This is a genomic window from Flavobacterium sp. 2, from assembly GCF_049949195.1.
GTDB lineage: Bacteria > Bacteroidota > Bacteroidia > Flavobacteriales > Flavobacteriaceae > Flavobacterium.
Window position 1 is genome coordinate 4,604,628 of the sequence record NZ_CP188206.1, and the last position, 24,546, is coordinate 4,629,173.

The window sequence follows — 24,546 nt, forward strand, 5'->3', positions numbered from 1 at the left end:
TTTTATTTGAAAAAATCTTATTCCTTTTTACTGAATTTTAGAATTACTTTTTTTGATATTTAGATCATGTAATAAAGAATCTTTTAAAACAATTCTGAAATTATCTTCAGCAAAAATGTTCAGTTTTGACTCGCTGAATTTGTACACATTTAATTTGTTGTTTTTTATATCGATATATAAATCATACGAGTAAGTATTGCAATCGTGTTGTTTACATCCGCTGGCATGTAAAATTTCGCCTTCTTTTGTAAATGGAGTTTCTGTATTCCAGTATTTCACCATTTGATCATAATCGGTGCCTAAAAGCGTTTTTAATCTTGGTGCTAAACTACTTTGTGCTAGTAAATGAGTGCCAATAACGCTTTTTCCAACCAAATTATTCAGTGTATCAATCGGATTAATTACTGACGAATCTGCTTTCAAAGCTTCAGTTCTTATTGAAGTCGAGTCTGTTGTTGGAACATTTTTGATGCTTTCTTTTTTACATGATACTATTGTAAAACAAGTCAATGCAGTTATAAATAAATATTTCGTTCTTTTTTTCATAGTATAACTTTTTAAAATAACTAATTGATTTATAATGGCTTGTTTCGCTAATTTAATAAAAAAATCTCAAATTATTATTTTAAAACAAGTACCAAATGGATTTTTAAAATTGTAAAATATTAAACCAGAGATTCCGTTTTTTTGTTTAATTTCAATTTTTAAATCCTATAAATTATGTCACAGTTTCTAAAATCCTTCTTTTTTACCGGTTTTCTTTTTTGGAATATTTCTTCAAATGCTCAAAATGAAATGTATTCAAGTCCTGTAAAACACGAAATTTCAGATACTACTTTCGTTAATTTAAAAGATTTTAGCAAAGATTTCGTCTACGACATGAAATATGCAACAGAGGATAATTTTTTGAAAGCAAAAGTATATGATTGTGCTGAATGTGTTTTGCGAATGAAAACGGTTCAGGCATTAATTGCGGCTAATAATGATTTTAAGAAGAAAGGTTTCAAAATCAAACTTTACGATTGCTACAGACCTTTATCAATTCAAAAAAGAATGTGGGAAATTGTTTCGAATCCAAAGTATGTGGCTGATCCAAAAAAAGGCTCCATCCACAATAGAGGAGGAGCCGTTGATATTTCAATAGTTGATTCTAATGGGAAAGAAGTTGATATGGGAACTCCTTTTGATTTTTTTGGAATCGAAGCCAGTCATAATTATGAGAATCTTTCAAAAGAAGTAAAATCAAACCGAAAGTTTCTGAAAAAAATTATGACCAAAAATGGATTCAATTCTTTTGATTCAGAATGGTGGCATTATAATTTAAAAGCGGGTTTAAAAGACAAAGTTTCTGATCAAAATTGGAAATGCGAATAATTATTCAACACATCGAATGTTCTGAATGAAATAAGTATCAGGATTATACACTTTTTTATTCATTTCAGATGTTATTTCGCTTTTTACGATATAATCTTCTGTATCGGTCAAATATTTAATTCGCATCATGGTTACAGGCGATTTTTTTAGCTCTTCATAGTTATCTTTCATGAACATAAAAATTCCTGTATTTACTCGGTTATCAAATCCGTTGTCGTGAATAAGAGTACCACAATTTTCTTGATTGATATGCATTAAGCTAACAACTTTCCCGTTTTGAAGTTGCAAAAATACACGTGAGTTTTTGTCAAAACAGTTTGCCTTAATGAAATCCTTGCTTTTTTGAATAAGCTGTAAATTAAGTGTTGGCAATCCATCGGTTTGTGCCAATGAAAAGAAAACATAACTAGAGCTTCCTCCAAAGTTTTTCTCACTTATAAGATATTCATTTGTTACTTTATATGACCCGATTGAGTCGTTTACATTTACACTGTATTCACATGGTTTTTGTGCAAATGCAGTAAAGGTTAATAAAAAAAGAGTTAGTGTAATTAGTTGTTTCATTGCTTAGATTATTTTGGTGCAAATTAAAACTATTTTGTTATCTTTTACATCAGTTGTAAAAAAACAATACAAATTACCACCATTTTTTATTTTCCATTTTTTTCGGATGTTTTCGACTGTTTCAGGAAAATTACGAGTTGTAATGTTTGCCTGCTGATTTGCCAGCTCGGTTTTCATTTCGGTTTTGCTATACGGAATCACTTTTTGGATTTCAAAAGTTCTTCCTGGAAAATCAATTAATTCTTCCGAAGTGTATAAATGCGAATGTTTGTGAAGTTTATTTATTTTAAAAAACGAACTAACTTCATCAAAACCACCCGATTTCATTATTGATGAATTCGGTTCGAATAAATATTTTTGAGGCAAATGATAAGATGGAAATTCAGTTTCATTGCCTAAAATGAATTCAAATGTTTCTGTTTTATCTTTCAGAATGTTGGCGGTTTTGATTGTAATGTCGCCTGTATAATTTTTATGAATTTCAAAAAGCAATTCTTTTACTTCGTTTTCGAGCGCGATTATATGAATGTTTTTGACAAACTTCAATTCAGATAAACCTGCTGAAATGTCCAGTAAAGGTGCTGTTTTTATTAAAATAGAATCTGTTTTTTCAAAGTAAAAATCTAGTGATTCTGGAACATTCGGCAAACAATCTTTCAGCATAAAAACTTTGCCTTTAGCATCATTTCTTCGGGAAGGATCAATATAAATCCAATCCCATTTTTGGTCGGATTCTTTTAAAATATCGGCCGAATCACCTGCATAACAAGTCAAATTTTTTATTTCTAACTTCTCTACATTATGTTTTACAATTGCAGATAAATCTGAATTAATTTCACAATGTGTTACCGATTTAAATTTTTGTGAAAAATAATAATCATCAACGCCAAGACCTCCCGTAAGATCAATTAAAGTTTTTCCTGAAATTAAAGATGCTTTATATTTGGCTGTTTTTTCAGAAGAAGTCTGTTCAACCGAAATTTTGCTCGGATAAATTATATTTTCTGTTTTAAACCACGTTGGTAGTTTTTCTTTAGCTTTGGTTTTGGCTTCAATTTGGTTTAAAATCAAAATCCAGTCGGCTTCAGGAAAAGGATTTTTTTGAAGTGCCAGTTTTGAAATTGAAGCACCAATATTTTGAGATATAAAATCTTGAATGTCTTGGTGCAAAATAATTGTGTTCAAAGCTAAATTCTTTCAGTTAATACGGAGACGATTTTATTGTCGGGGAAAAATTCTTTTAAAATAACTTTCAGCATAGTGTAAACCGGAATTGCGATAATCATTCCGACAATTCCAAACGTAATACCACTGATTAAAGTAATCAAGAATATTTCAAGCGGGTGCGAATTTACACTTTTTGATGAAATTATCGGCTGGCTGATGTTATTATCAATTGCCTGAACTAATAAGAATCCAATTACGACATAAATGGTTGTAGGCAGAATTTCTGACTGAAAATCTTTTCCAATTAAGCTTATCATGGTTAATAACGCTGCCAAAATAGTTCCAATGATTGGTCCTATGTATGGAATAATATTTAAAATGGCACATAAAAAAGCAATGACAAAAGCATTTTTGTTTCCAAAAATAACCAAGACAATGATATATAAAATGAAAACTACAGTAAGCTGCAATAACAAACCAACAAAATAGCGCGTCAGCAAATGGTTTATTTTAGTTATTGAATTTAAGATTTTGTCTTCATTTGTGTCTGGAAGAATTCTGCGGGCTTGGCTTTTAAAAGTTTCCTGATCTTTAATGAAGAAAAAAGTAATGAAAAATACCGAAACTAATCCCATTCCCATATCGGCCATAAAATTCATAATTGAGTTGATAAAGCTTGTAAAATAGTTAAAGTCCAATGCCGAAGTTATTTTTGAATCATTCAGCATTTTACTTAAGTCAACATGCTGAATATTGAAATACGTTTCTACACTTTTTTCTGTTTCTATAAATTGTGCTTGAAGATGATTAGTATCTAAAAGCGCTAAATTATTTGCTTGCGAAATTATTAGTGGAACGAATAAAAGAATAAAACCAACCATCAATAATATAAAAAGAATTATGGTTGTCGTAGCCGCCAATGAATTGCCAAACTTTAATTTATTTTTTAAAAACTGCACTAACGGATTTGCTATCAAACATAGAATTAGGGAAATACAGAGATAAACAATTACAGTTTGTATTTCATATAAAAAATACAAAACGGCACAAATGACAAGTATAGTTGCTAATGCTCTTAGAATTCCGTTAGAAATGATTTTTGATGTTATCATATTTAGGTTTTAGACTATAAATATAGGAAAAAGCTTTTAAAATTTTAGGACAAAAAAAAGCGAGATGGTTAAATCTCGCTTTTAAAACATTGACTTGGTTTTATAATGTTTTTTATTGTGCAAATGCAGCTCTTGGTCCGCCAGCAGCGAATATTGCAGTCATTCTGCTTTTTTGACCTGTAGAGAACATATACATTGCATTATCATCAACATAATCCATGTAGTTCATAGTCATTTCAACTGGAGTTCCAGAGCATGTGCTATAATGTGGATAAGCTGGTACACCATAATTTGCAGTGTTGTGTGTTGGAGTATCAGACACTAAATCGCTTCCGCAAGTTGCATCTCCCCAAATGTGACGTAAATTCATCCAGTGACCTACTTCGTGAGTAGCTGTTCTTCCTAAATTAAAAGGAGCGTTTGCAGCGCCTGATAATCCAAAGTAACGAGAATCAATTACAACTCCGTCTGTTGAAGATGCTCCACCAGGAAATTGTGCATAACCTAGAATTCCGCCGCCAATAGCGCAAGACCATAAGTTAAGTTTTGTAGTTGGAGATGTTGGTGCAATACCACCCTGAGCCGTTTTTTTCATGGCATCATTTGTTCCCCAAGATGTTTTGGTAGTCGATTTGCGGATAACCTGATCCAATACAAATGTGATTCCGATGTTTGCTTTTACTCCAGCAAACAAAGCAGGAACGCTGTTGTAATCTGAGTTTAAAGCATTAAAATCTTTGTTTAAAACATCAATTTGCGTTTGGATTTGTGCATTCGAAATGTTTTGTGCAGTTGTTTTGTATAAAACGTTAACTACTACAGGAATTTCAATTTTGCCATTAACTAAACGGCCAGAAAAACCTTTAAGTAATTGTTCGTTTGTAAAAGCTTCAATTTGGTTCATTCTGATGGCCTGCATCGGATCTGCTTTCAATTGTGCTTCTAATACATCTTGAGATGCACAAGAACGACGTGCTGCAGCACTAGTTTCTGAATTAGCTGAATCAGTTTGGTCATTTTGACAAGCAAACAGCACTAACGCTGCAACTGCGGTAATAAAAACTTTTTTCATAATAGTTTGGATTTTTGTTATAAAAAATTACTTTTGGTTAATTATAACGCAATTTTATAACAAAAAAATATTGTAGAAAAATATTACAAAGATTATTTTGTGAGAAATTTTACAACCCCTTACAAATACTGATTCCTACAAAAGTTTAGTAAAAAACTTTAGTAATCTTTTTCTTTCTTTTGATTTTTTTAAGTGCATTTTATCGTGATTATCTGTTGTTTATCGAAATAAATGAACAATTAAATAGGTGAAAAAAAGATAGAATGTTTCAAAAAAAGAATTTTTTATAAAGAAGTAATCTCGTAAAGTGCAATACTTGCAGCTTGCACAACATTCATACTAGAATTTTTTCCAAACATATTTATATGTACAATTTGGTGCGAAATTTTTAAAAGCTCGTCTGAAATTCCGTTTATTTCACTTCCAATTATAAGCGCAATTTTTTGATTTTCAGGAATAATTACTTCTTTAAGAGGTTTGCTGTTAGATGCAATTTCTAATGAAATAATTTCAAAATTATTATCCGAAAGGAAAGAATGAAGTTCAGAAAACTCTTCAATGACAATATGCGGTACATGAAGATGTGTACTTCGTGAAGTTTTATTGATTTTGCGAGGTGTCAGCGGAATATCTTTTCCAAAAAAGACAATATTTTCAACTCCAAAAGCTTCGCTTATTCTGAAAAGAGAACCAATATTCTGCTGAAAATAAATATGATCGCAGATTAATGTTATTGGAAACGTCCTTCTTTCAAATTGATTTTCTTCGTGAGTAAGCTGCACTTTAGTTGTAATTAATTGGTAAAAATATAATTGATAATGTTGGCACCCATTTTCAAAGCTTTATCGCGAACATTTGCTGGATCATTGTGAACTTCGGGATCTTCCCAGCCGTCACCTAAATCACATTCGTAGGTGTATAAAAGCACTAATTTGTTTTCGACAAAAATTCCAAATGCTTGTGCGCGTGTACCATCGTGCTCATGGATTTTTGGTAATCCATTCGGGAAAGGAAATGGTTTTTGAAAAATAGGATGATTGGCCGGAATTTCCAATAAATCATTATTTGGAAATATTTTTTTGATTTCTTTTCGAATATATTGATCCATTCCATAATTGTCATCAATATGAAGAAAACCACCAGAAGTCAAATAATTTCTCAGATTGGTTACATCAGCATCACTGAAAACTACATTTCCGTGTCCGGTCATATGCACAAAAGGGTAGGACAGAAGATCAGGATTACTTGGTTCAACAGTTGAAGGTTTTGCTTTAATACGTGTATTGATGTTCGAATTACAAAAACGAATCAAATTAGGCAATGAAGTTGGATTTGCATACCAATCACCTCCGCCACTATATTTCAACAAAGCGATTTCTTGCGAAAATGAGGAAACAGAAACCAATAAAATCAAGTAAAATATTTTCTTCATATTAAATAAAGCTTCTGTTAATTTGAAATTTCATTAAAAAAAACAACACTGTGACAAGCCACAACTGCTGCTGTTTCAGTTCGTAAACGTGTATTTCCTAAAGCAACCGGCTGAAAGTTATTTTCTAAAGCTAAAGCTATTTCTTTTTCAGAGAAATCACCTTCCGGGCCAATTAATAATGTTACATTCTCATTTGGTTTAAGCGCTTCTTTCAGTGATCTTTTGTCGGTTTCTTCGCAATGAGCTATGAATTGCAAACCTGTATTTTTTTGTTTGACAAATTCTTTAAACGAAATCGCTGGATTTAATTTAGGCAAAAATGTTTCATTTGACTGTTTCATTGCCGACAGAATGATTTTTTCAAAACGCTCTGCATTTATTGCTTTTCTTTCGGAACGGTCACAAAATATAGGCGTAATTTCCTGAATACCAATTTCTGTGGCTTTTTCTAAAAACCATTCAAAACGATCGTTCATTTTGGTTGGAGCAACGGCCAAATGCAAATTAAATTTTGGTTCTGGAAATTTCTGGATCGAACGCACATCTACAATACATTTATTGTCTGAAGCCAAAGTAATCTCGGTTTCAAATAATATTCCCTGACCATTGGTAACATGCAGAATGTCTGAATCTTTTTTGCGTAAAACCTTTATTATATGGCGACTTTCTTCTTTGTCAAATGAAAAAGATTCGGTAGTTTCATCTATATCAGGATTATAAAATAACTGCATAATTTAAAATTGAATTCGGGCTTTCGAAACTACAGATGCATCTTCAAAACGTTGTGATAAATATTTTTGATAACCCACAATTCCAATCATTGCGGCATTATCTGTGGTATATTCAAATTTCGGAATAAAAGTTTTCCAGCCATATTTGCCTTCTGCTTCTTTCAAAGTAGTTCTGATTCCTGAATTTGCCGAAACTCCTCCACCAATTGCAATTTGCTTAATTCCGGTTTCTTTTACAGCCAATTTCAGTTTGTCCATCAGAATTTCGATAATAGTATGTTGAATTGAAGCACAAATATCATTCAGATTTTCTTCAATGAAATTTGGATTTTCCTGTTTGTTTTTCTGAATAAAATACAAAATTGCTGTTTTTAATCCAGAGAAACTAAAATCCAATCCAGGAACTTTTGGTTTTGTAAAAGGAAAAGCTTTCGGGTTTCCTTCTTTTGCATATTTGTCGATCAAAGGACCGCCAGGATAAGGAAGTCCGAGGATTTTGGCGCTTTTATCAAAAGCTTCTCCAACAGCATCATCAGTAGTTTCACCGATGATTTCCATATCAAAAAAGCTGTTTACTTTTACGATTTGTGTATGTCCGCCACTAATTGTTAGTGCTAAAAATGGGAATTCTGGCTTATCAAAGCCATCTTCATCAATAAAATGCGCTAAAATATGAGCATGCATATGATTCACGGCAATAAGCGGAACTTTTAATGCCAATGATAATGATTTACTGAAAGAACCTCCAACTAATAGAGATCCCATTAAGCCAGGTCCTTGCGTAAAAGCAATGGCGCTTAGCTGTTCTTTTTGTATATTTGCTTTACGAAGTGCTGCATCAATTACCGGAACTATGTTCTGTTGATGAGCTCTTGAAGCCAATTCAGGAACAACACCACCATATTGGTTGTGAATTAGCTGGTTGGCTACAACATTTGAGAGTACTTTATCGTTATGTAAAACTGCAGCGGCAGTATCATCGCAGGAACTTTCAATGGCAAGAATAAAAACCTCTGAATTTTGCATATAAAGGCACAAATTTTGAATTATATTTGACAAATCAAATTTTTAATTTTCTTTGACTGTAAGGAGAAGCCAAAATTAAAGAATTTTTATCAAAAACAGCCGTTCTTTGTCTGTTCAAAATAAATTTAAAGTAAACTAAAATTAATACAGCTATCAAAAAAGTAAAGAAAATAGTATCCAGAACCCTAATTGGGTTGATTCTACTTTTGTTGGCAGTTGCTATCACATTGTCTTTGCCTGTCGTGCAAACAAAAATTGCAAGATACGCAACAGATTCTCTCCGAGAAGATTTTAAGGCTAATATCACCGTAGGAAAGGTGGCTATCAATATTTTTGGTGGTGTGAAATTAAAAGATGTTTTGATTTTAGACCATCATAAAAAAGTAATGATTGCTTCGGATATTATTACGACCGATATTTTGAGCTTCAAAAGATTGATGGACGGTGATTTGATTTTTGGTGATCTTCGTTTAACTGGTTTGATTTTTAATTTAAAAACGTATAAAAACGAAGACGAAAACAATATCAACAAGTTTGTAAAATTGTTTGAAACCGGAAAACCTTCAAAATCAAAAAAACATTTTTTACTTACTGCACGAAATGCATACATTACAAATGGATTCTTTTCTGTTGTTGATGAAAATAAAAGAACGCCAAAATTTCTTGAGTTTACAAAGCTGAACGCTTATATCAGTGAATTCAAATTATATGGTCCAGATGTAAATACAAATATTCATAGATTTTCATTTCAGGATCATCGCGGATTGTATGTTTCTAATTTTGCCGGGAAATTTAGTTATACCAAAAAACAAATTAGAATTGAAAATTTGGCCATTAAAACTAAAAGATCTTCTATTTATGGCTACGCTATTTTAAATTATAAAGTTGAGGATTTTCTTCATTTTACGGATAAAGTTAGATTTGATGTTGCAATTGATTCGGCTTCGATTGCGTCAAATGATATTCGTTATTTTTATGATGGATTGGGAAGAAACCAGCATTTTAAAGTCCGCACAAAATTAAACGGACCTCTGAATAATTTAAATCTGCGTCGCTTGAGATTGAGCGATACCAATGGTTCGAGAATTGTCGGAAATATTAATTTCAAGAATCTTTTAGGCGATAAAATGCAAAAGTTCTCAATGGAAGGAAAGTTTGATAAACTGATTTCCAGCTATGATAATCTTGTTGTTTTGTTGCCAAATGTGCTTGGAAAAAAACTTCCAATAGAGCTTAAGCGAATAGGAAAAGTCAATATTGTTGGTAAAGCAAAAGTTTCAACGACTGATTTGGAAGCCAAATTTAAAATGGTAACAGATTTAGGAAATGGTGAAGCCGATATTCATATGAATAATATGGACTTTATCGATAAAGCATCTTATTCGGGAAATATTATATTGGATAATTTTAATATTGGTGCATTTTTAGACAGAAAAGATATTGGTAAAACAACTTTAAATGTTGATGTTGATGGTGTTGGCTTTACTGAGAAATATTTGAATACGATTATAAAAGGTGATATTGCAAAATTAGATTACAATAAATACACCTATAATAATATAACGGTTAATGGGAATTTCAAGTTGCCTTATTATAAAGGTGAAGTTACTGTAAATGATCCAAATTTGAATTTGACTTTTGATGGTTTAGTGGATTTGAGTAAACGAGAAAATAGATATGATTTCCATATTAATGTCGAAAATGCCGATTTGCGAAAATTAAGATTTGTGTCGGATTCTATTTCGCATTTCAATGGAGATGCAGTTGTTCAGGTTTCTGGTAATTCAATCGAAAATCTACAAGGAAATATTTTTATCAAAGATGCCGTATATAAAAATCCAAAAAACACGTATGCTTTTGATGATGTAACAATCAATTCTAGTTTTGATGCTGATAAACTACGTACTATAACAGTTAATTCAACAGATGTTGTAAACGGAAAAATTGTTGGAAAATTCCGTTTTGATCAATTGGATAAATTGGTAATGAATTCAGTGGGAAGTTTGTATACCAATTATAAACCTTATAAAGTTCGAAAAGGACAATTTCTTCGTTTCAACTTCCATGTTTATGATAAAGTTGTCGAAATGCTTTATCCGGATGTGAATATTGATTCATCTACAGTTGTTCGCGGTAAAATTGATGCAGATTTACAGGAATTTAAATTTAGATTTAAATCTCAGAAAATAACCGCAGCTAAAAACACATTTGATAATATCCGAATCAACATAGATAATAAAAATACACTTTATAATGCGTATGTTGAGTTAGATAGTATCAAAACGCCCTATTATAAAATACGTGATTTCAATTTGATCAATGTAACAGCAAAAGATACATTATTTGTTCGTTCAGAGTTTAAGGGAGGTGATAAAGGACAGGATTATTTCAATCTGGATTTGTTTCATACTATCGATAAAAACAAAAATAATATCGTAGGAATTAAAAAATCTGAAATGAAGTTCAAAGACTATATATGGTATTTGAATGAAGATGCAGAGAAGGATAATCAGATTATTATAGATCAATATTTTAAAAATTTCAATTTTAATAATATTGTCTTATCACACGAAAATCAGAAAATTGATTTAAACGGAGTTATTAAAGGAACAGATTATAAAGATCTCGTCCTCAATTTTGAAGATGTTGATATAAATAAAATTACGCCATTTAATTCCAAGTTTGTCTTTAATGGAAATTTGAACGGGAGTGTAAATTATAAGCAGAACAAGAATGTTTATCAGCCTACCGCTTCTATTAAAATTGATCATCTTAATTTGAATAAAACCGAATTAGGAACGTTGAATTTTGATATTTCAGGAGATGAAAATTTTAAAAAATTCACGATAAATTCTTCAATTCAGAATGGATTTACCGAGTCGTTTAAAGCAAACGGAACTTTTGCCATTGAAAATAAAGAAACATTTTTAGATTTGAATTTAAAGCTCGAAGGATTTAATCTGGCGACTTTAGGAACGGTCGGTGTTGATGTTATTTCAAATGTGCGTGGTTCAGTTTCAGGAAATGCGGCTGTTGTTGGGAATCTTAAAAAACCTGAAATCAACGGAAGGTTGTATGTTGAAAAAGCCGGAATGACAATTCCTTATTTAAATACAGATTATGAGCTGAGCGATCGAACTGTAATTGATTTGACGGATGAGAAGTTCTTGTTTAGAAACAATCAGCTGACCGATACCAAATACAAAACAAAAGGTTTGCTAAATGGAACGATTGAGCATCATAATTTTGGCGACTGGAAACTGGATTTAACCGTTACTTCAAAAAGATTATTGGCACTTGATACTAAAGATAGTGAAGATGCGGCGTACTTTGGAACTGCATTCATCAATGGAACTGCAAGTATAAAAGGTCCAACAGAAGGTTTATTTATTAAAGTAGATGCCAAATCTGAAAAAGGAACAGAAATTAAGATTCCGATTAGTAATGCGCAAAGCGTTGCCGAAAGTAGCTGGATACATTTTGTGACGCCAAAGGAAAAATACAATTTAGCCAATGGAATTGTCGAAAAAACGAGAAATTACAACGGACTTGAATTAGAATTTGATTTTGACATTACACCAGATGCAGAGGTTGAAGTAATCTTGGACAGAAATTCCGGTCACGGTATGAAAGGTAAAGGTTATGGATCTTTACTATTTAAAATTAATACGCTCGGTAAGTTTAATATGTGGGGGGATTTCCAGGCATACGAAGGAACTTATAATTTTAAATATGGCGGTTTGATTGATAAAAAATTCGCTGTAAAAAAAGGAGGATCTATCATTTGGGAAGGAAACCCAATGAAAGCACAATTGAATTTGGAAGCCGTATATAAAACTTCTGCAAATCCAGCTGTATTATTGGAGAATTCTTCGTTCAATAAAAAAGTGCCAGTTGAAGTTGTTATTGGGTTAAGGGGAGATTTAACAAGTCCTGATCCTAATTTTGATATTCAGTTTCCATCCGTAAGTAGTGTTTTAAAGTCGGAAATACAATACAAACTGGACGATAAAGATGTTCGTCAGACACAGGCTTTGTATTTGCTTTCGACAGGTTCGTTTATGAGTCCGGATGGATTTAATCAAAGTGATTTATCTGGAACATTTGCAGAAACTGCAGCAAGTTTGTTAGGCGGTATTATCAAATCTGATAATGATAAAGTAAATATTGACTTGAATTTTATTTCTGCAGACAAACGAATTGGTCAGGAAGCCGATGGTCAGTTTGTGGCTAATATATCATCACAGATTAATGAAAAAATTTCCATCAACGGAAAAGTCGGAGTTCCGGTAGGAGGAGTAAATGAATCGGCTATTGTTGGAGATATTGAAATCCTTTATCGAGTTAATGAAGACGGTTCAATGAATCTTAGGTTGTTTAACAAAGAAAACGACATTAATTATATAGGACAAGGAATTGGTTATACACAAGGTGTCGGTATTTCGTATGAAGTCGATTTTGATACATTCAGTGAGCTGGTAAACAAGCTTTTCAAAAGCCATAAATTAGAGCGTACAATAAAAGGTTCTTCAGATGATGTTCAGGATTCGTATTTAAATCCAGATTACATCAATTTTACCAATAAAAAGGATGCTGACAAGAATAAAAAGAAACCTGAGAAAAAAGAAGAAGAGAAGAAACCTCCACCCGTAAACAATAATCAAGGATTAATTCCTGATAACGATGATTTTTAAGATATTGTTAAAAAAAGCCATTATTCTCGTAATGGTTTTTTTTATGCTTAAATTTAAAGATTTAAACATTTTTTTCAAATGAAGGCACTTCGTAATTTTATAACACTTCATTTATGTATTGTTAATTTTAAGGATTTAATTAAAATAAGCGCCTTTTATTATTTTAAATGAATTTTTTGCCACCAAAAAACTTATTAACGAAAACGTTTGAATTTAACATATTTTATTAATTTATGATAAACATAGCCTGAAAAGTGCCGAATGTTTGCTAATTTTACAACTTAATACTTAAATAATGCCAAAAACAATAAAAAAAGTTGGTGTTCTTACTTCGGGAGGAGACTCACCAGGAATGAATGCCGCAATACGATCAGTTGTTCGAACATGCGCTTATCATAATATAGAATGCATAGGAATTTATAGAGGGTATCAAGGAATGATCGAAGGTGATTTTAAAGAAATGGGCCCTCGAAGCGTAAATAATATTGTAAACAAAGGTGGAACGATTTTGAAATCAGCTCGTTCAGTTGAGTTTAGAACCCCAGAAGGTAGAAAAAAAGCTCACGATAACCTTTTGAAAGCTGGAGTAGATGCTCTAGTGGTTATTGGAGGAGACGGAAGTTTTACCGGAGGTTTAATTTTTAATTCAGAATATGACTTTCCAGTAATTGGAATTCCGGGTACCATTGACAATGATATATATGGTACAAGTTATACATTAGGATATGACACAGCTTTAAATACTGTTGTTGATTCTATTGATAAAATCAGAGATACAGCAAGTTCACATAACCGTTTGTTTTTTGTAGAGGTTATGGGTAGAGATGCTGGGCATATTGCTCTAAATGCCGGAATTGGAGCAGGTGCAGAAGAAATCCTTATTCCTGAAGAAGACTTAGGTTTAGACAGATTGCTAGACTCACTTCAAAAAAGTAAAGCTTCAGGAAAATCATCAAGTATAGTAGTTATTGCAGAAGGCGATAAAATTGGTAAAAATGTATTCGAATTAAAAGATTACGTTGAAGCCAACTTGCCTGAGTATGACGTAAGAGTTTCTGTTTTAGGACACATGCAGCGTGGTGGTTCGCCATCTTGTTTTGACCGTGTTTTAGCAAGCCGTTTAGGTGTAAAAGCTGTAGAATCTTTATTAGAAGGAAAATCAAATTATATGGTTGGACTAAAAGAAGATAAAGTTGTTTTGACTCCGCTTGAACAGGCAATCAAAGGAAAATCAGAAATTGATAGAGAATTGTTAAGAGTGTCAGACATCATGTCGACCTAATAAATAAAAGTTTAAAAGGAAAGAAAGTTTATTGTGAGGAAATTAGACTTTTAAATTAGTGTAATAAAAACAAAAGCAAAAAATTTAGTAAAATGTCAAAAGTAAAATTAGGAATAAACGGATTTGGACGTATCGGAAGAATCGTTTTTAGAGAGTCTTTCAATAGAGATAATGTAGAGGTTGTAGCAATCAATGATTTATTAGATGTAGATCACTTGGCTTACTTATTAAAATATGATTCAGTTCACGGTCGTTTCAACGGAACTGTTGAAGTTAAAGAAGGAAAATTATATGTAAACGGAAGAAATATCCGTATTACAGCTGAAAGAAATCCAGCTGACTTAAAATGGAACGAAGTAGATGTTGATGTAGTTGCTGAATGTACTGGTATCTTCACAACTATCGAAACTGCAAGCGAGCACTTAAAAGGAGGAGCTAAAAAAGTTATCATTTCTGCTCCATCTGCTGATGCTCCAATGTTTGTAATGGGAGTAAACCACGAAACTGCAAAAGCTTCTGATTTAGTTGTTTCTAATGCTTCTTGTACTACAAACTGTTTAGCTCCATTAGCTAAAGTTATCAACGATAATTTCGGAATTGTTGAAGGTTTAATGACAACTGTTCACGCAACAACTTCAACTCAAATGACAGCTGACGGACCTTCTAGAAAAGACTGGAGAGGTGGACGTGCTGCTGCAATCAATATCATTCCTTCTTCAACAGGTGCTGCTAAAGCGGTTGGAAAAGTAATTCCATCTTTGAATGGTAAATTAACAGGTATGGCTTTCCGTGTTCCTACTGCTGACGTTTCTACAGTAGATTTAACTGTGAAATTGGCTAAAGAAACTTCTTATGAAGAAATTATGGCTGTATTGAAAAAAGCTTCTGAAAACGAATTGAAAGGTATCTTAGGATATACTGAAGATGCAGTTGTTTCTCAAGATTTTATTTCTGATAAAAGAACTTCAATCGTTGATGCTACTGCAGGAATTGGTTTGAATTCAACGTTCTTCAAATTAGTATCTTGGTACGATAATGAGTACGGATACTCAAGCAAATTGATTGATTTATCTGTGCATATCGCAGGTTTAAAATAATATTATATATTTTTGCAAAATCCCGTTATCTCCAAGTAACGGGATTTTCTTATTTTGTTACGTCTTTAATTAATGTAAAAAATACACTTTTTATTTAAATGAAGAAAAACTAACTCAAAAAACAAAAAAATAAAATGAAATTAATAGTTGATAGTGGATCTACTAAGGCAGATTGGATTGCAATTGATGATAATGGAAAAGTATTATTCACGACACAAACTTTAGGTTTGAACCCTGAAATTCTTGATGGTCCGGAAATCATCGAAAGATTAAACGACCGTTTTGATATTTTGCAAAATAAAAAAAATGCTTCACATTTGTTCTTCTACGGAGCAGGATGCGGAACAGACAGAATGAAAGAATGGTTGAAACAAATCTTTCAGGAGTATTTCTCTAACGCTATCGTGGATGTTCAGGAAGATACTTATGCTGCTGTTTATGCAACAACTCCTAAAGGTGAAGAAGCTATTGTTTCAATCCTTGGAACAGGATCTAATTGCAGTTATTTTGATGGAAAAGTATTGCATCAAAAAGTACAATCATTAGGATATATCGTAATGGATGACTGCAGTGGGAATGTTTTTGGAAAAGAATTAATCAGAAAGTACTATTTTAATAAAATGCCTAAAGAATTAGCTGTTGAACTTGAAAAAGAGTACGACGTTGATCCTGATTTTATTAAAAATAAATTATACAAGGAGCCAAATCCAAATGCTTATTTAGCGACTTATGCAAAGTTTTTAATTAAACATAAAGACACTGAATTCTGCAGAAAAATTATTTTCAAAGGAATGAAATCTTTCGTTAAAAACTACATTAAGCAGTTTGATAACTGTAAAGAAGTTCCTGTGCATTTCGTGGGTTCTATTGCATTTTATTTAAAAGATGAATTACAAGAAACTTTCGATAAATATGAGCTTAAATTAGGAAATGTTTTAAGAAGGCCTATTGACGGTCTAATTGCTTATCATGTTGCTAATCAATAGTTCTGGATTTATGGAAATTGCAATTATTGCTCATGACGGAAAAAAAGCGGATTTAATTGATTTTTTAATCAAAAATGAAGCTGTTTTGCACAATGAAAAAATAAGGCTGATTGGTACCGGAACAACCGGAGGAAAAGCTGAAGCTGCTGGATTTAAGACACAGAGAATGCTTTCTGGACCGTTAGGTGGTGATGCGCAAATTGCTGGAAGAGTTGCAGAAGGAATAACTAAGATGGTTTTCTTTTTCAAAGATCCATTATCAAGTCATCCACATGAAGCTGATATCAATATGCTTATTCGCGTTTGTGATGTGCATAATGTGCCGCTGGCAACAAATGAAGCAACGGCACAATTATTATTAGATGCTATTGCACAGCAATTATAGAAATTTCTACATTAACATTTTTTGGCAGACAAGCCACTTGAACCGTTTCACGAGCTGGAGCGGTTTTTTCGTTAAAATAAGAACCGTAAACAGTGTTTATTGCTCCAAAGTTGTTCATGTCCATGATGAAAATAGTTGCTTTGACAACATTTTCAAAAGTCATATCTGCAGCTTCTAAAATAGCTGCAATATTCTCCATAACTTGTTTTGTTTCGTCGTTGATATTATCGGTTACAAGTTCTCCAGAAGCTGGATTGATGGCAATTTGGCCAGAAGCATAAAGTGTGTTTCCTGATAATACGGCTTGATTATACGGACCGATTGGAGCCGGAGCTTTTTCGGTAAAGATGATTTTTTTCATAATGAAAGTATTTTGATTCGAAAATTGTTTATCTATTTGAAACGCTTCGTTTGTTCCATTTGATATCGCTAAGCATACCAGATTTAATTCCGATAAAGAAATTCCAGTTAGAATTTGTTCCTAATGGTTGCCAGTTAAAAGCCATTCTCCAGCTTAATAAATCTCTTTCAAAACGGAATTGAGTAAAAGTAATCCCTTTTTGTACAAAGTCATATCCTGTCGAAACTCCGCCTTTCCATTTTGGCGTAATATCGGTATTGATAGAAATCATTATGGAGTTTCCGCTTATTTTGTTTTCTCTGTTTACATTTGAGTATGTTAATGAATAAGCCATTGTCATATCCCACGGAATTTTTGCATTGAAAAATTCTGATATAACATCTTTGTCGTCATCTTTTTCATTGGCAAACTGACTGTTTCTGCTATCAGTTAAGTCGGTATTGGTTCCAAATAAATCATCATTACGACCTCCGTTCCGCTGGCTCTGCGTATTCGTTTTTTCTTTGTCTCCGCCTTTATTAGAAAACGAATAGTTTAAAGTAACATTGGCACTTGTCATTCTAAATAAACTTCCTCCGTTATCAATATTATATTTATCAATTCTTGTTCCTGAATTGTCAATTGCATAAGGATCTAAAGTAGCACCAAAATTCATATTCAGTTTATTGTCAAAAAACTGTGTTCCTCCTGATACAAGGACAGGCTGCCAGGCAAGAACTTGTTTTCCGTCGGCATTAAAATTGTAGCTCGTGCTGAAGTTTAAGTTGTTTAACAACATTATTTTTTTAGGTTCCGTTTTTGTGCTGTCACGGTCTCTTACTTTTGCTTCAAAAGTATTGCTTAATGCAAAGCCTACAACATTGGAATTTTCTTTTCCTGGAGCTCCGTAAACACCATTTTCAAAACGGGTGTATTCAGTTGTAATTCGGCCAGAAGCATCTACAGCATAAGTATCGTAGTATTTTTCAAAACTTGGTGTATAGGCGTAGGTAATAGACGGACGCATGACGTGACGAATCGATTGAATTTTTTTATCTGCACCAAAATTGAATGTTCCGTAAATTGTTGTTCCTAAATTTGAACTGAAATTATATGTTCTAAAAGCATCAAAACCATTTACAGGTGTGTCCACAACTTTGCTTTGGTCTACGTTGTAGCTTCGGCTGATTGTTTTAGTTACCCATGTTTCCTGGTAATTAGTTGACATTCCAGCACTAAAATATTTGAAAAGTTTAAAGTTAGTACTTAACGGAATTGTATGCTGCATTCCAATTTGAGCATCTCTAAACATTTGTGGCTTAAAGAATAAAGAATCAGTAGTTACAAAACTATTTTTCCCGCTTAAATTATATTGTAAATTGATGTTTTTTATGAAACCTTTTTTCACTCCGTCTTTTCCAACAAAAGGATAAATACGGTCAATACTTGCTTGAAGTGATGGCAAAGTCATGTTAATGACTTCGGTTTGGGTGTTTTGCGAATGTGTGGCTGTTAATGCTATTCTGGCTTGCGGAATCGTATTAAAAGTCTTATTCCATGAAATAGATGAACTTAATGTGTTGTTCAAATTAGAACCAATATTCGCCTGATTGATCGATTGCTTAAAATACTTACTACTACCCATGTTCACCGATGCAGAAAAAGTTGAATTTGGATTGGATTTAGTATCTTTTGAGTGCGACCACTGAATGTTGTAGATTTTTTGTTTCGAATAATCAGGATAACCTCGTTCGCTGCTGATTAAATTCTCAAAACGAACATTGATATTTCCTCTGTATTTATATCTCGTGGCATACGCCGATTCAAAACGCAAAGCGTAACTTCCGTTGGTATAATAATCTCCTAAAACAGTCAAGTCGTAATTATCGCTTAAAGCAAAATAATATCCTCCATTTTGAAGGGAGAAACCTCTTGTGTTTGAGTCGTTATAACTTGGTAAGATAATCCCTGAAACACTTTTTTCTTGGCTCATTGGGAAATAAGCAAACGGTAAAGCTAGTGGAGTAGGAACATCTGCAATAACCATATTAGTTAAGCCGGTTACCACCTTTTTTCCAGGAACAAATTTCACTTTGTTTGTTTGGAAGTAATATTCTGGGTTGTCTACATCTGTTGAAGTTGTGAAACGTGCGCCTCTTAAAAAGTAAACCGAATCGTTTTCTTTTTTAGTAACCGCAGCTTTAATTTTGAATTCACCTTGCTCTGTTCTGGAATTGAAAATTAAGGCTTTTTTAGTCTTGAAATTAAAACGAATCGAATCTGGTTGTACTTCATTTGATCCTTGTTTGAAATTTGGATACTGAGTTAAAACTCCTGCCGAATCTTTTATTCTTCCGGCATAAACTTCATCTTTTCCATAATCCAAAACAATGATTCCAGATTTTAATTCTACATCTTTATAGTAGAGTTCGGCTTCATTATATAAGGTAAGCTGTTTCTTTTTTTTGTCAATTGTTGCATAATCTTTTGCCTTGTATTTCACTTTTCCATCAAGAAAAGTCTTTGCAGGCTTGATACTATCTATTTTTACAGTATCAACTTTTGTCGCTACAGATTGATCTTTTTGTTTTGCTGCATCAGTTTTTGCAGTTGAACCTTTATCTGTTTGTTTTACAGTTGGTAACGGTTTTTTTGGGCTTTTTATATCTTGTGAATATACTTTACCACATCCTAGTGTTAGGAAAAATGATATTAAAACGATATTAAATAAGTTTGTGTGCAAAGGTTTAAATGCTATTTTTGTAAAAGTATGGCTTGTTTTTTGACATGTCAAAACTACATATAATTTTTTGGCAAAAATAATCAATTGCGAAAATTATAACAGTTGCAAATTATTAAAATTAACTTTTAGATTTATGAATATATTTAACAAAACTAGGCTATTATTTAGTTTTTTTCTAACTATAATTTCGTTTTGTGCTTACAGTCAGGCAAATGTTTTTAAAGTAACACTTGATGCCGGACATGGTGATCATGACTTTGGAGCTGTTTACAGTGGCCGAATAGAAAAAAATATTGCCTTGGCAATTGTGCTAAAAGTTGGGAAAATATTAGAATCAAGTCCAAATGTTGATGTGATTTATACGCGTAAAACGGATGTTTTTATTGATTTGGTTGAAAGAGCTAACATTGCAAACAGAGCTAATTCCAATATTTTTGTGTCAATTCACTGTAATGCCAATAAAAATACGGCAGCTGACGGAACAGAAACGTATGTAATGGGTTTGAGTAAAGTTGCATCGAATCTTGAGGCGGCGAAAAAAGAGAACTCGGTAATTACATTAGAAAAAGATTATAAGCGTAAATATGAAGGTTACGATCCGAATTCACCAGAATCAATGATCGGAATGACATTGATGCAAGAAGAATATTTGGATAACAGTATTTCTTTGGCTACAAAAATCGAAGATAATTTTGATCGACTTGGAAAAAAACTAAGACAAGGTGGTGTAAAACAAGCGCCGTTTATGGTACTTCATAAAGCATATATGCCGAGAGTTTTAGTGGAAACAGGTTTCGTTTCAAACCCTACAGAAGGAAATATTCTGAATTCAGAAGAAGGGCAAAATGATATTGCAAAAGCGATTGCAGATGCTATTTTGAGTTATAAAAGCGAATATTTTGGTTCTGGAATTCCTGAAATGTCAGATGTCAGACCTGCGAAAGATACTTCAACTCCAAAAAAAGCTAAACCTGCTGAACCATCTGCAGCAGCAAAAAATGCGGTAAAAGGAACATTTTATAAAGTACAGCTTATTGCTAGTATCAAAAAGACTACATTAGAACCTAAAAATTTCAAAGGTTTAAAAAATGTAACAATGCTTTACGAAAATAATGTTTATAAATATTTTTATCAGGAAACTTCGGATTATGAAGCAGCGAAGAAATTTTTGCAAGAAGCTAAGAGTAAAGGATATGGCGCTGCATTTTTAACTGCAACTAAAGATGGAGAAAAAATCAGTATTCAAGACGCTACTAAATAATAGTCACAAGTTCGAATATTTATATTAATTTTGTACAAACACTTAGAATTTTGAAACTAACAAGAGAAATTAAAACGGCTATTTTAGTCATCGCGTCAATTTTATTATTTATTTGGGGCTACAGTTTTTTAAAAGGCAGAGATCTTTTTACAAATTACAAAACATTATTTGTTGAGTATGATAATGTTGAGGATTTGGCACCATCAGCTCCAGTTACCATTAACGGACTTGCAATTGGTAAAGTAAATAAAATCACACTCAATGAAACAACAGGAAAATTATTAGTAGAGCTTCAGCTTAAAACTGATTTTCCAATTTCTAAAACAAGTACAGCAGCTTTGTATTCTCCAAGTTTAATTGGCGGAAAACAAATTAAAATTGTGCCAAATTTAACTGATAAAGATCCAGCAGCGGAAGGTCAGACATTGAATGGAACTGTTGAGCTTGGTTTGACAGAATCTTTAGGAGGAAAACTTGAACCAATTCAGGCTAAATTAGACAAAATGCTTGTGAATATTGATAATCTGGTTACTGGATTAAATAATACTTTAGATAAAAATACACAAGAAAATTTAAAGAAAACAATTGCTGAATTAAGCCAGACAATGGAGCAGTTTCACAAAGCTTCAGGAACTCTTAACTCTATCTTGGATACTAATAAAGGTCAAATTAATGGTGTTGTGACTAATTTAAATAAAATGTCAAGCAACTTTAATAAAATATCTGACTCATTAAATAAAGCCGATTTAGGAAAAACAGTACGAAGCTTAAATCAGACTTTAGCTAAAGTAGATGGTTTAATGACGAATTTGAATTCAGGAAAAGGCACAGCTGGTAAATTATTAAATGACGATGCATTATATAATAATTTAGCTAAAACTTCAAAAGAATTAGAATTACTGTTGCAAGACGTTCGTCTTTACCCAACTCGTTATGTAAATGTTTCCCTTTTTGGAAAGAAAAATAAACCTTACGTAGCACCAACAGAACAAACAAACTCAACCGATAAAAAATAATTATAAATGAGTTATTTAGATAATATTTTATTTGCCATACTTCTTATAGTTGGTTTTGGTTTTTTTACAGCGAGCGTAAAAAAAATCATCCGCAACATTAATTTGGGAGTTGATGTAGATCGAAAAGATAATCCTAAAGCTCGTTGGAAAAACATGGCATTGATCGCTCTTGGGCAATCAAAAATGGTGAGACGCCCTGTTGCCGGAATACTTCATATTTTTGTATATGTTGGTTTTGTAATTATTAACATCGAATTGCTTGAAATTATTATTGATGGGCTTTTCGGGACACATAGAATTTTTGCTCCTTATTTAGGAGTTGTTTATGATGTTTTAATTGCTTCATTTGAAATATTGGCAATGCTTGTAATTATTGCAGTTGTCACTTTTTGGATCAGAAGAAATGTAATTCGCTTAAAGCGTTTTATAAGTAATGATTTGAACGGATTTCCTAAAAGCGATGCGAATTATATTTTGTATTTCGAAACCGTTTTAATGATTCTGTTTTTATTGATGAATGCTTCTGATTTGCATTTGCAGAATGTTCCAGGTGGATATTCTCATTTTCATAAAGCAGGAAGTTATCCAATAAGCCAATTTATAGCACCAATTTTTAATGGTACATCTAATGAATTGGTAGGACTTTTATTTGAGGTATTTTGGTGGCTTCATATCGTTGGTATTTTAGTTTTCATGAACTATTTGTACTTCTCAAAACATTTGCATATTCTTTTGGCATTCCCAAATACTTATTTTGCAAACTTGAAACCAGAAGGTCAGTTTGATAATTTAGAATCGGTTACAAAAGAAGTGAAGTTAATGATGGATCCAAATGCTGATCCGTTTGCAGCAGCTCCAGTTGATGAAAATGCTGCTCCGGCTAAATTTGGAGCAAGCGACGTTCAGGATTTAAACTGGGTACAGCTTTTAAATGCTTATACATGTACAGAGTGCGGACGTTGTACTTCGTCTTGTCCTGCAAATCAAACAGGTAAAAAATTGTCTCCTCGTAAAATTATGATGGATACAAGAGACCGTCTGACGGAAGTTGGAAAAAATATAGATGCAAATAAAGGTGTTTTTGTTCCAGATAATAAGACATTATTAAACGATTATATTACACCAGAAGAATTGTGGGCTTGTACATCATGCAACGCTTGTGTAGAAGAATGTCCGGTAAATATTAGTCCGCTTTCTATTATTATGGATATGCGTCGTTATTTAGTGATGGAGCAAAGTGCTGCACCAATGTCGCTAAACGCAATGATGACTAATATCGAAAACAATGGTGCGCCATGGCAATACAGTCAGCAGGACCGTTTGAATTGGAAAAACGAGAATTAAAAAAGTTTAATCGGTTATTTGTGTAACCGTTTAATCGATTTGAAAATATTTAAGGTTTTTGGTAAGGTTATGGCAAAGAGTACGATTAACCAAATAAACGATTAACCGATTTAACAAAAGTGAGAGAAATGTCAGAAAGTTTAGTAGTGCCAACAATGGCTGAAATGCTAGCCCAAGGAACACAGCCAGAAGTTTTATTTTGGGTTGGTTGCGCAGGAAGTTTTGATGATAGAGCAAAAAAAATTACAAAAGCATTTGTACGTATTTTGAATCGTACTAATGTTTCATTTGCAGTTTTAGGTACTGAAGAGAGTTGTACCGGAGATCCTGCAAAACGTGCTGGAAACGAATTTTTGTTTCAAATGCAAGCCATGATGAATATCGAGGTTTTAAATGCATACGAAGCAAAAAAGATTGTTACGGCTTGTCCGCATTGTTTTAATACTCTGAAAAATGAATATCCTGAATTAGGCGGAAACTATGAAGTTATTCATCATACAGAGTTTTTAAAGTCATTAATTGATGATGGAAGATTGACTGTTGAAGGCGGTCAGTTTAAAGGAAAGAAGATCACTTTTCACGATCCGTGTTATTTAGGAAGAGCGAATAAAGTTTACGAAGCACCAAGAGAATTAATTCAGAAATTAGATGTTGAATTAGTTGAAATGAAGCGTTCTAAAGCAAACGGATTATGTTGTGGAGCTGGTGGAGCGCAAATGTTTAAAGATGCTGAGCCTGGTAACAAAGAAGTAAATGTTTTGCGCACTGAAGATGCATTGGAAACGAAACCAGATATTATTGCTGCAGGTTGCCCTTTTTGTAATACAATGTTGACGGATGGTATCAAACATCAAGAAAAAGAAGGTCAGGTTAAAGTGCTTGATATTGCAGAATTAATTGCAAATGCGCAAGATTTATAA

Annotated in this window: 21 protein-coding genes; 10 read left to right on the forward strand and 11 right to left on the reverse strand. The window is 32.6% G+C overall.

The annotated features are described in order from the left end of the window. Positions 1-27 precede the first annotated feature (27 nt). Positions 28-546: a hypothetical protein gene (locus ACNFIH_RS20095; protein ID WP_426484508.1), complete on the reverse strand. Its 519-nt coding sequence runs from the start codon at positions 544-546 to the stop codon at positions 28-30. A 174-nt stretch (positions 547-720) separates the two neighbouring features. Here ACNFIH_RS20095 and ACNFIH_RS20100 point away from each other — a divergent pair, with 174 nt between their 5' ends. Next, positions 721-1,374, forward strand: coding sequence for a M15 family metallopeptidase (locus ACNFIH_RS20100; RefSeq protein WP_426484509.1), 654 nt, complete (start codon positions 721-723; stop codon positions 1,372-1,374). On the opposite strand, the gene ACNFIH_RS20105 is transcribed toward ACNFIH_RS20100, so the two are convergent. From ACNFIH_RS20105 to tsaD, 8 genes are all read right to left on the reverse strand, one after another. After that, positions 1,375-1,938 carry a hypothetical protein gene (locus ACNFIH_RS20105; RefSeq protein ID WP_035646991.1) on the reverse strand — a complete coding sequence of 188 codons (564 nt, stop codon included), beginning with the start codon at positions 1,936-1,938 and terminating at the stop codon, positions 1,375-1,377. 3 nt (positions 1,939-1,941) lie between these two features. Then, positions 1,942-3,123, reverse strand: coding sequence for a class I SAM-dependent methyltransferase (locus tag ACNFIH_RS20110; RefSeq protein ID WP_426484510.1), 1,182 nt, complete (start codon positions 3,121-3,123; stop codon positions 1,942-1,944). Positions 3,124-3,125: 2 nt separating this feature from the next. Next, positions 3,126-4,217, reverse strand: coding sequence for an AI-2E family transporter (locus tag ACNFIH_RS20115; RefSeq protein ID WP_035646989.1), 1,092 nt, complete (start codon positions 4,215-4,217; stop codon positions 3,126-3,128). Between the two features lie 112 nt (positions 4,218-4,329). Then, positions 4,330-5,289, reverse strand: a complete 960-nt coding sequence (locus ACNFIH_RS20120) for a zinc metalloprotease (RefSeq protein WP_426484511.1) — start codon at positions 5,287-5,289, stop codon at positions 4,330-4,332. 284 nt (positions 5,290-5,573) lie between these two features. Further along, the gene (locus ACNFIH_RS20125; RefSeq protein ID WP_426484512.1) at positions 5,574-6,071 is read right to left on the reverse strand and encodes a TrmH family RNA methyltransferase; all 498 of its coding nucleotides are present in this window, start codon (positions 6,069-6,071) and stop codon (positions 5,574-5,576) included. Positions 6,072-6,082: 11 nt separating this feature from the next. After that, on the reverse strand, positions 6,083-6,721 hold the full coding sequence (locus ACNFIH_RS20130) for a DUF4159 domain-containing protein (protein ID WP_426484513.1): 639 nt from the start codon (positions 6,719-6,721) through the stop codon (positions 6,083-6,085). A gap of 17 nt (positions 6,722-6,738) precedes the next feature. Next, positions 6,739-7,452, reverse strand: a complete 714-nt coding sequence (locus ACNFIH_RS20135; protein ID WP_426484514.1) for a 16S rRNA (uracil(1498)-N(3))-methyltransferase — start codon at positions 7,450-7,452, stop codon at positions 6,739-6,741. 3 nt (positions 7,453-7,455) lie between these two features. Continuing rightward, positions 7,456-8,478, reverse strand: coding sequence for a tRNA (adenosine(37)-N6)-threonylcarbamoyltransferase complex transferase subunit TsaD (gene tsaD, locus ACNFIH_RS20140; protein ID WP_035646982.1), 1,023 nt, complete (start codon positions 8,476-8,478; stop codon positions 7,456-7,458). A gap of 194 nt (positions 8,479-8,672) precedes the next feature. On the opposite strand from tsaD, the gene ACNFIH_RS20145 reads away from it, so the two are divergent. The 5 genes from ACNFIH_RS20145 to ACNFIH_RS20165 all read left to right on the forward strand — a co-directional run bounded on the left by ACNFIH_RS20145 (position 8,673) and on the right by ACNFIH_RS20165 (position 16,922). Next, positions 8,673-13,172 carry a translocation/assembly module TamB domain-containing protein gene (locus ACNFIH_RS20145; protein ID WP_426484515.1) on the forward strand — a complete coding sequence of 1,500 codons (4,500 nt, stop codon included), beginning with the start codon at positions 8,673-8,675 and terminating at the stop codon, positions 13,170-13,172. A 295-nt stretch (positions 13,173-13,467) separates the two neighbouring features. Next, entirely contained in the window at positions 13,468-14,454 is a 987-nt protein-coding gene (pfkA, locus tag ACNFIH_RS20150; RefSeq protein WP_426484516.1) for a 6-phosphofructokinase, read from the forward strand. Positions 14,455-14,546: 92 nt separating this feature from the next. Next, complete coding sequence (gene gap, locus ACNFIH_RS20155) at positions 14,547-15,551, forward strand: type I glyceraldehyde-3-phosphate dehydrogenase (protein WP_026730156.1); 1,005 nt, start codon at positions 14,547-14,549, stop codon at positions 15,549-15,551. Between the two features lie 134 nt (positions 15,552-15,685). Next, entirely contained in the window at positions 15,686-16,537 is an 852-nt protein-coding gene (locus ACNFIH_RS20160; protein ID WP_035646974.1) for an N-acetylglucosamine kinase, read from the forward strand. 10 nt (positions 16,538-16,547) lie between these two features. Then, on the forward strand, positions 16,548-16,922 hold the full coding sequence (locus tag ACNFIH_RS20165; protein WP_111379227.1) for a methylglyoxal synthase: 375 nt from the start codon (positions 16,548-16,550) through the stop codon (positions 16,920-16,922). Here the strand turns inward: ACNFIH_RS20165 and ACNFIH_RS20170 are convergent. Next, a complete protein-coding gene (locus ACNFIH_RS20170; protein ID WP_035646972.1) occupies positions 16,903-17,283 on the reverse strand; it encodes a RidA family protein in 381 nt (126 codons plus the stop codon). The two genes, ACNFIH_RS20165 and ACNFIH_RS20170, sit on opposite strands and share 20 nt — an antisense overlap. A 28-nt stretch (positions 17,284-17,311) precedes the next feature. After that, positions 17,312-20,056: a putative LPS assembly protein LptD gene (locus ACNFIH_RS20175; RefSeq protein WP_426484517.1), complete on the reverse strand. Its 2,745-nt coding sequence runs from the start codon at positions 20,054-20,056 to the stop codon at positions 17,312-17,314. 82 nt (positions 20,057-20,138) lie between these two features. Here ACNFIH_RS20175 and ACNFIH_RS20180 point away from each other — a divergent pair, with 82 nt between their 5' ends. The 4 genes from ACNFIH_RS20180 (at position 20,139) to ACNFIH_RS20195 (ending at position 24,546) form a co-directional block, all read left to right on the forward strand. Beyond that, on the forward strand, positions 20,139-21,266 hold the full coding sequence (locus ACNFIH_RS20180; protein WP_142450839.1) for an N-acetylmuramoyl-L-alanine amidase family protein: 1,128 nt from the start codon (positions 20,139-20,141) through the stop codon (positions 21,264-21,266). A gap of 50 nt (positions 21,267-21,316) precedes the next feature. Next, positions 21,317-22,282 (forward strand): MlaD family protein, encoded by a 966-nt coding sequence (locus tag ACNFIH_RS20185; protein ID WP_426484518.1) that lies wholly within the window; start codon positions 21,317-21,319, stop codon positions 22,280-22,282. Positions 22,283-22,288: 6 nt separating this feature from the next. Then, positions 22,289-23,626, forward strand: a complete 1,338-nt coding sequence (locus tag ACNFIH_RS20190) for a 4Fe-4S dicluster domain-containing protein (RefSeq protein WP_426484519.1) — start codon at positions 22,289-22,291, stop codon at positions 23,624-23,626. A 128-nt stretch (positions 23,627-23,754) separates the two neighbouring features. After that, positions 23,755-24,546, forward strand: a complete 792-nt coding sequence (locus tag ACNFIH_RS20195) for a (Fe-S)-binding protein (protein ID WP_155101722.1) — start codon at positions 23,755-23,757, stop codon at positions 24,544-24,546.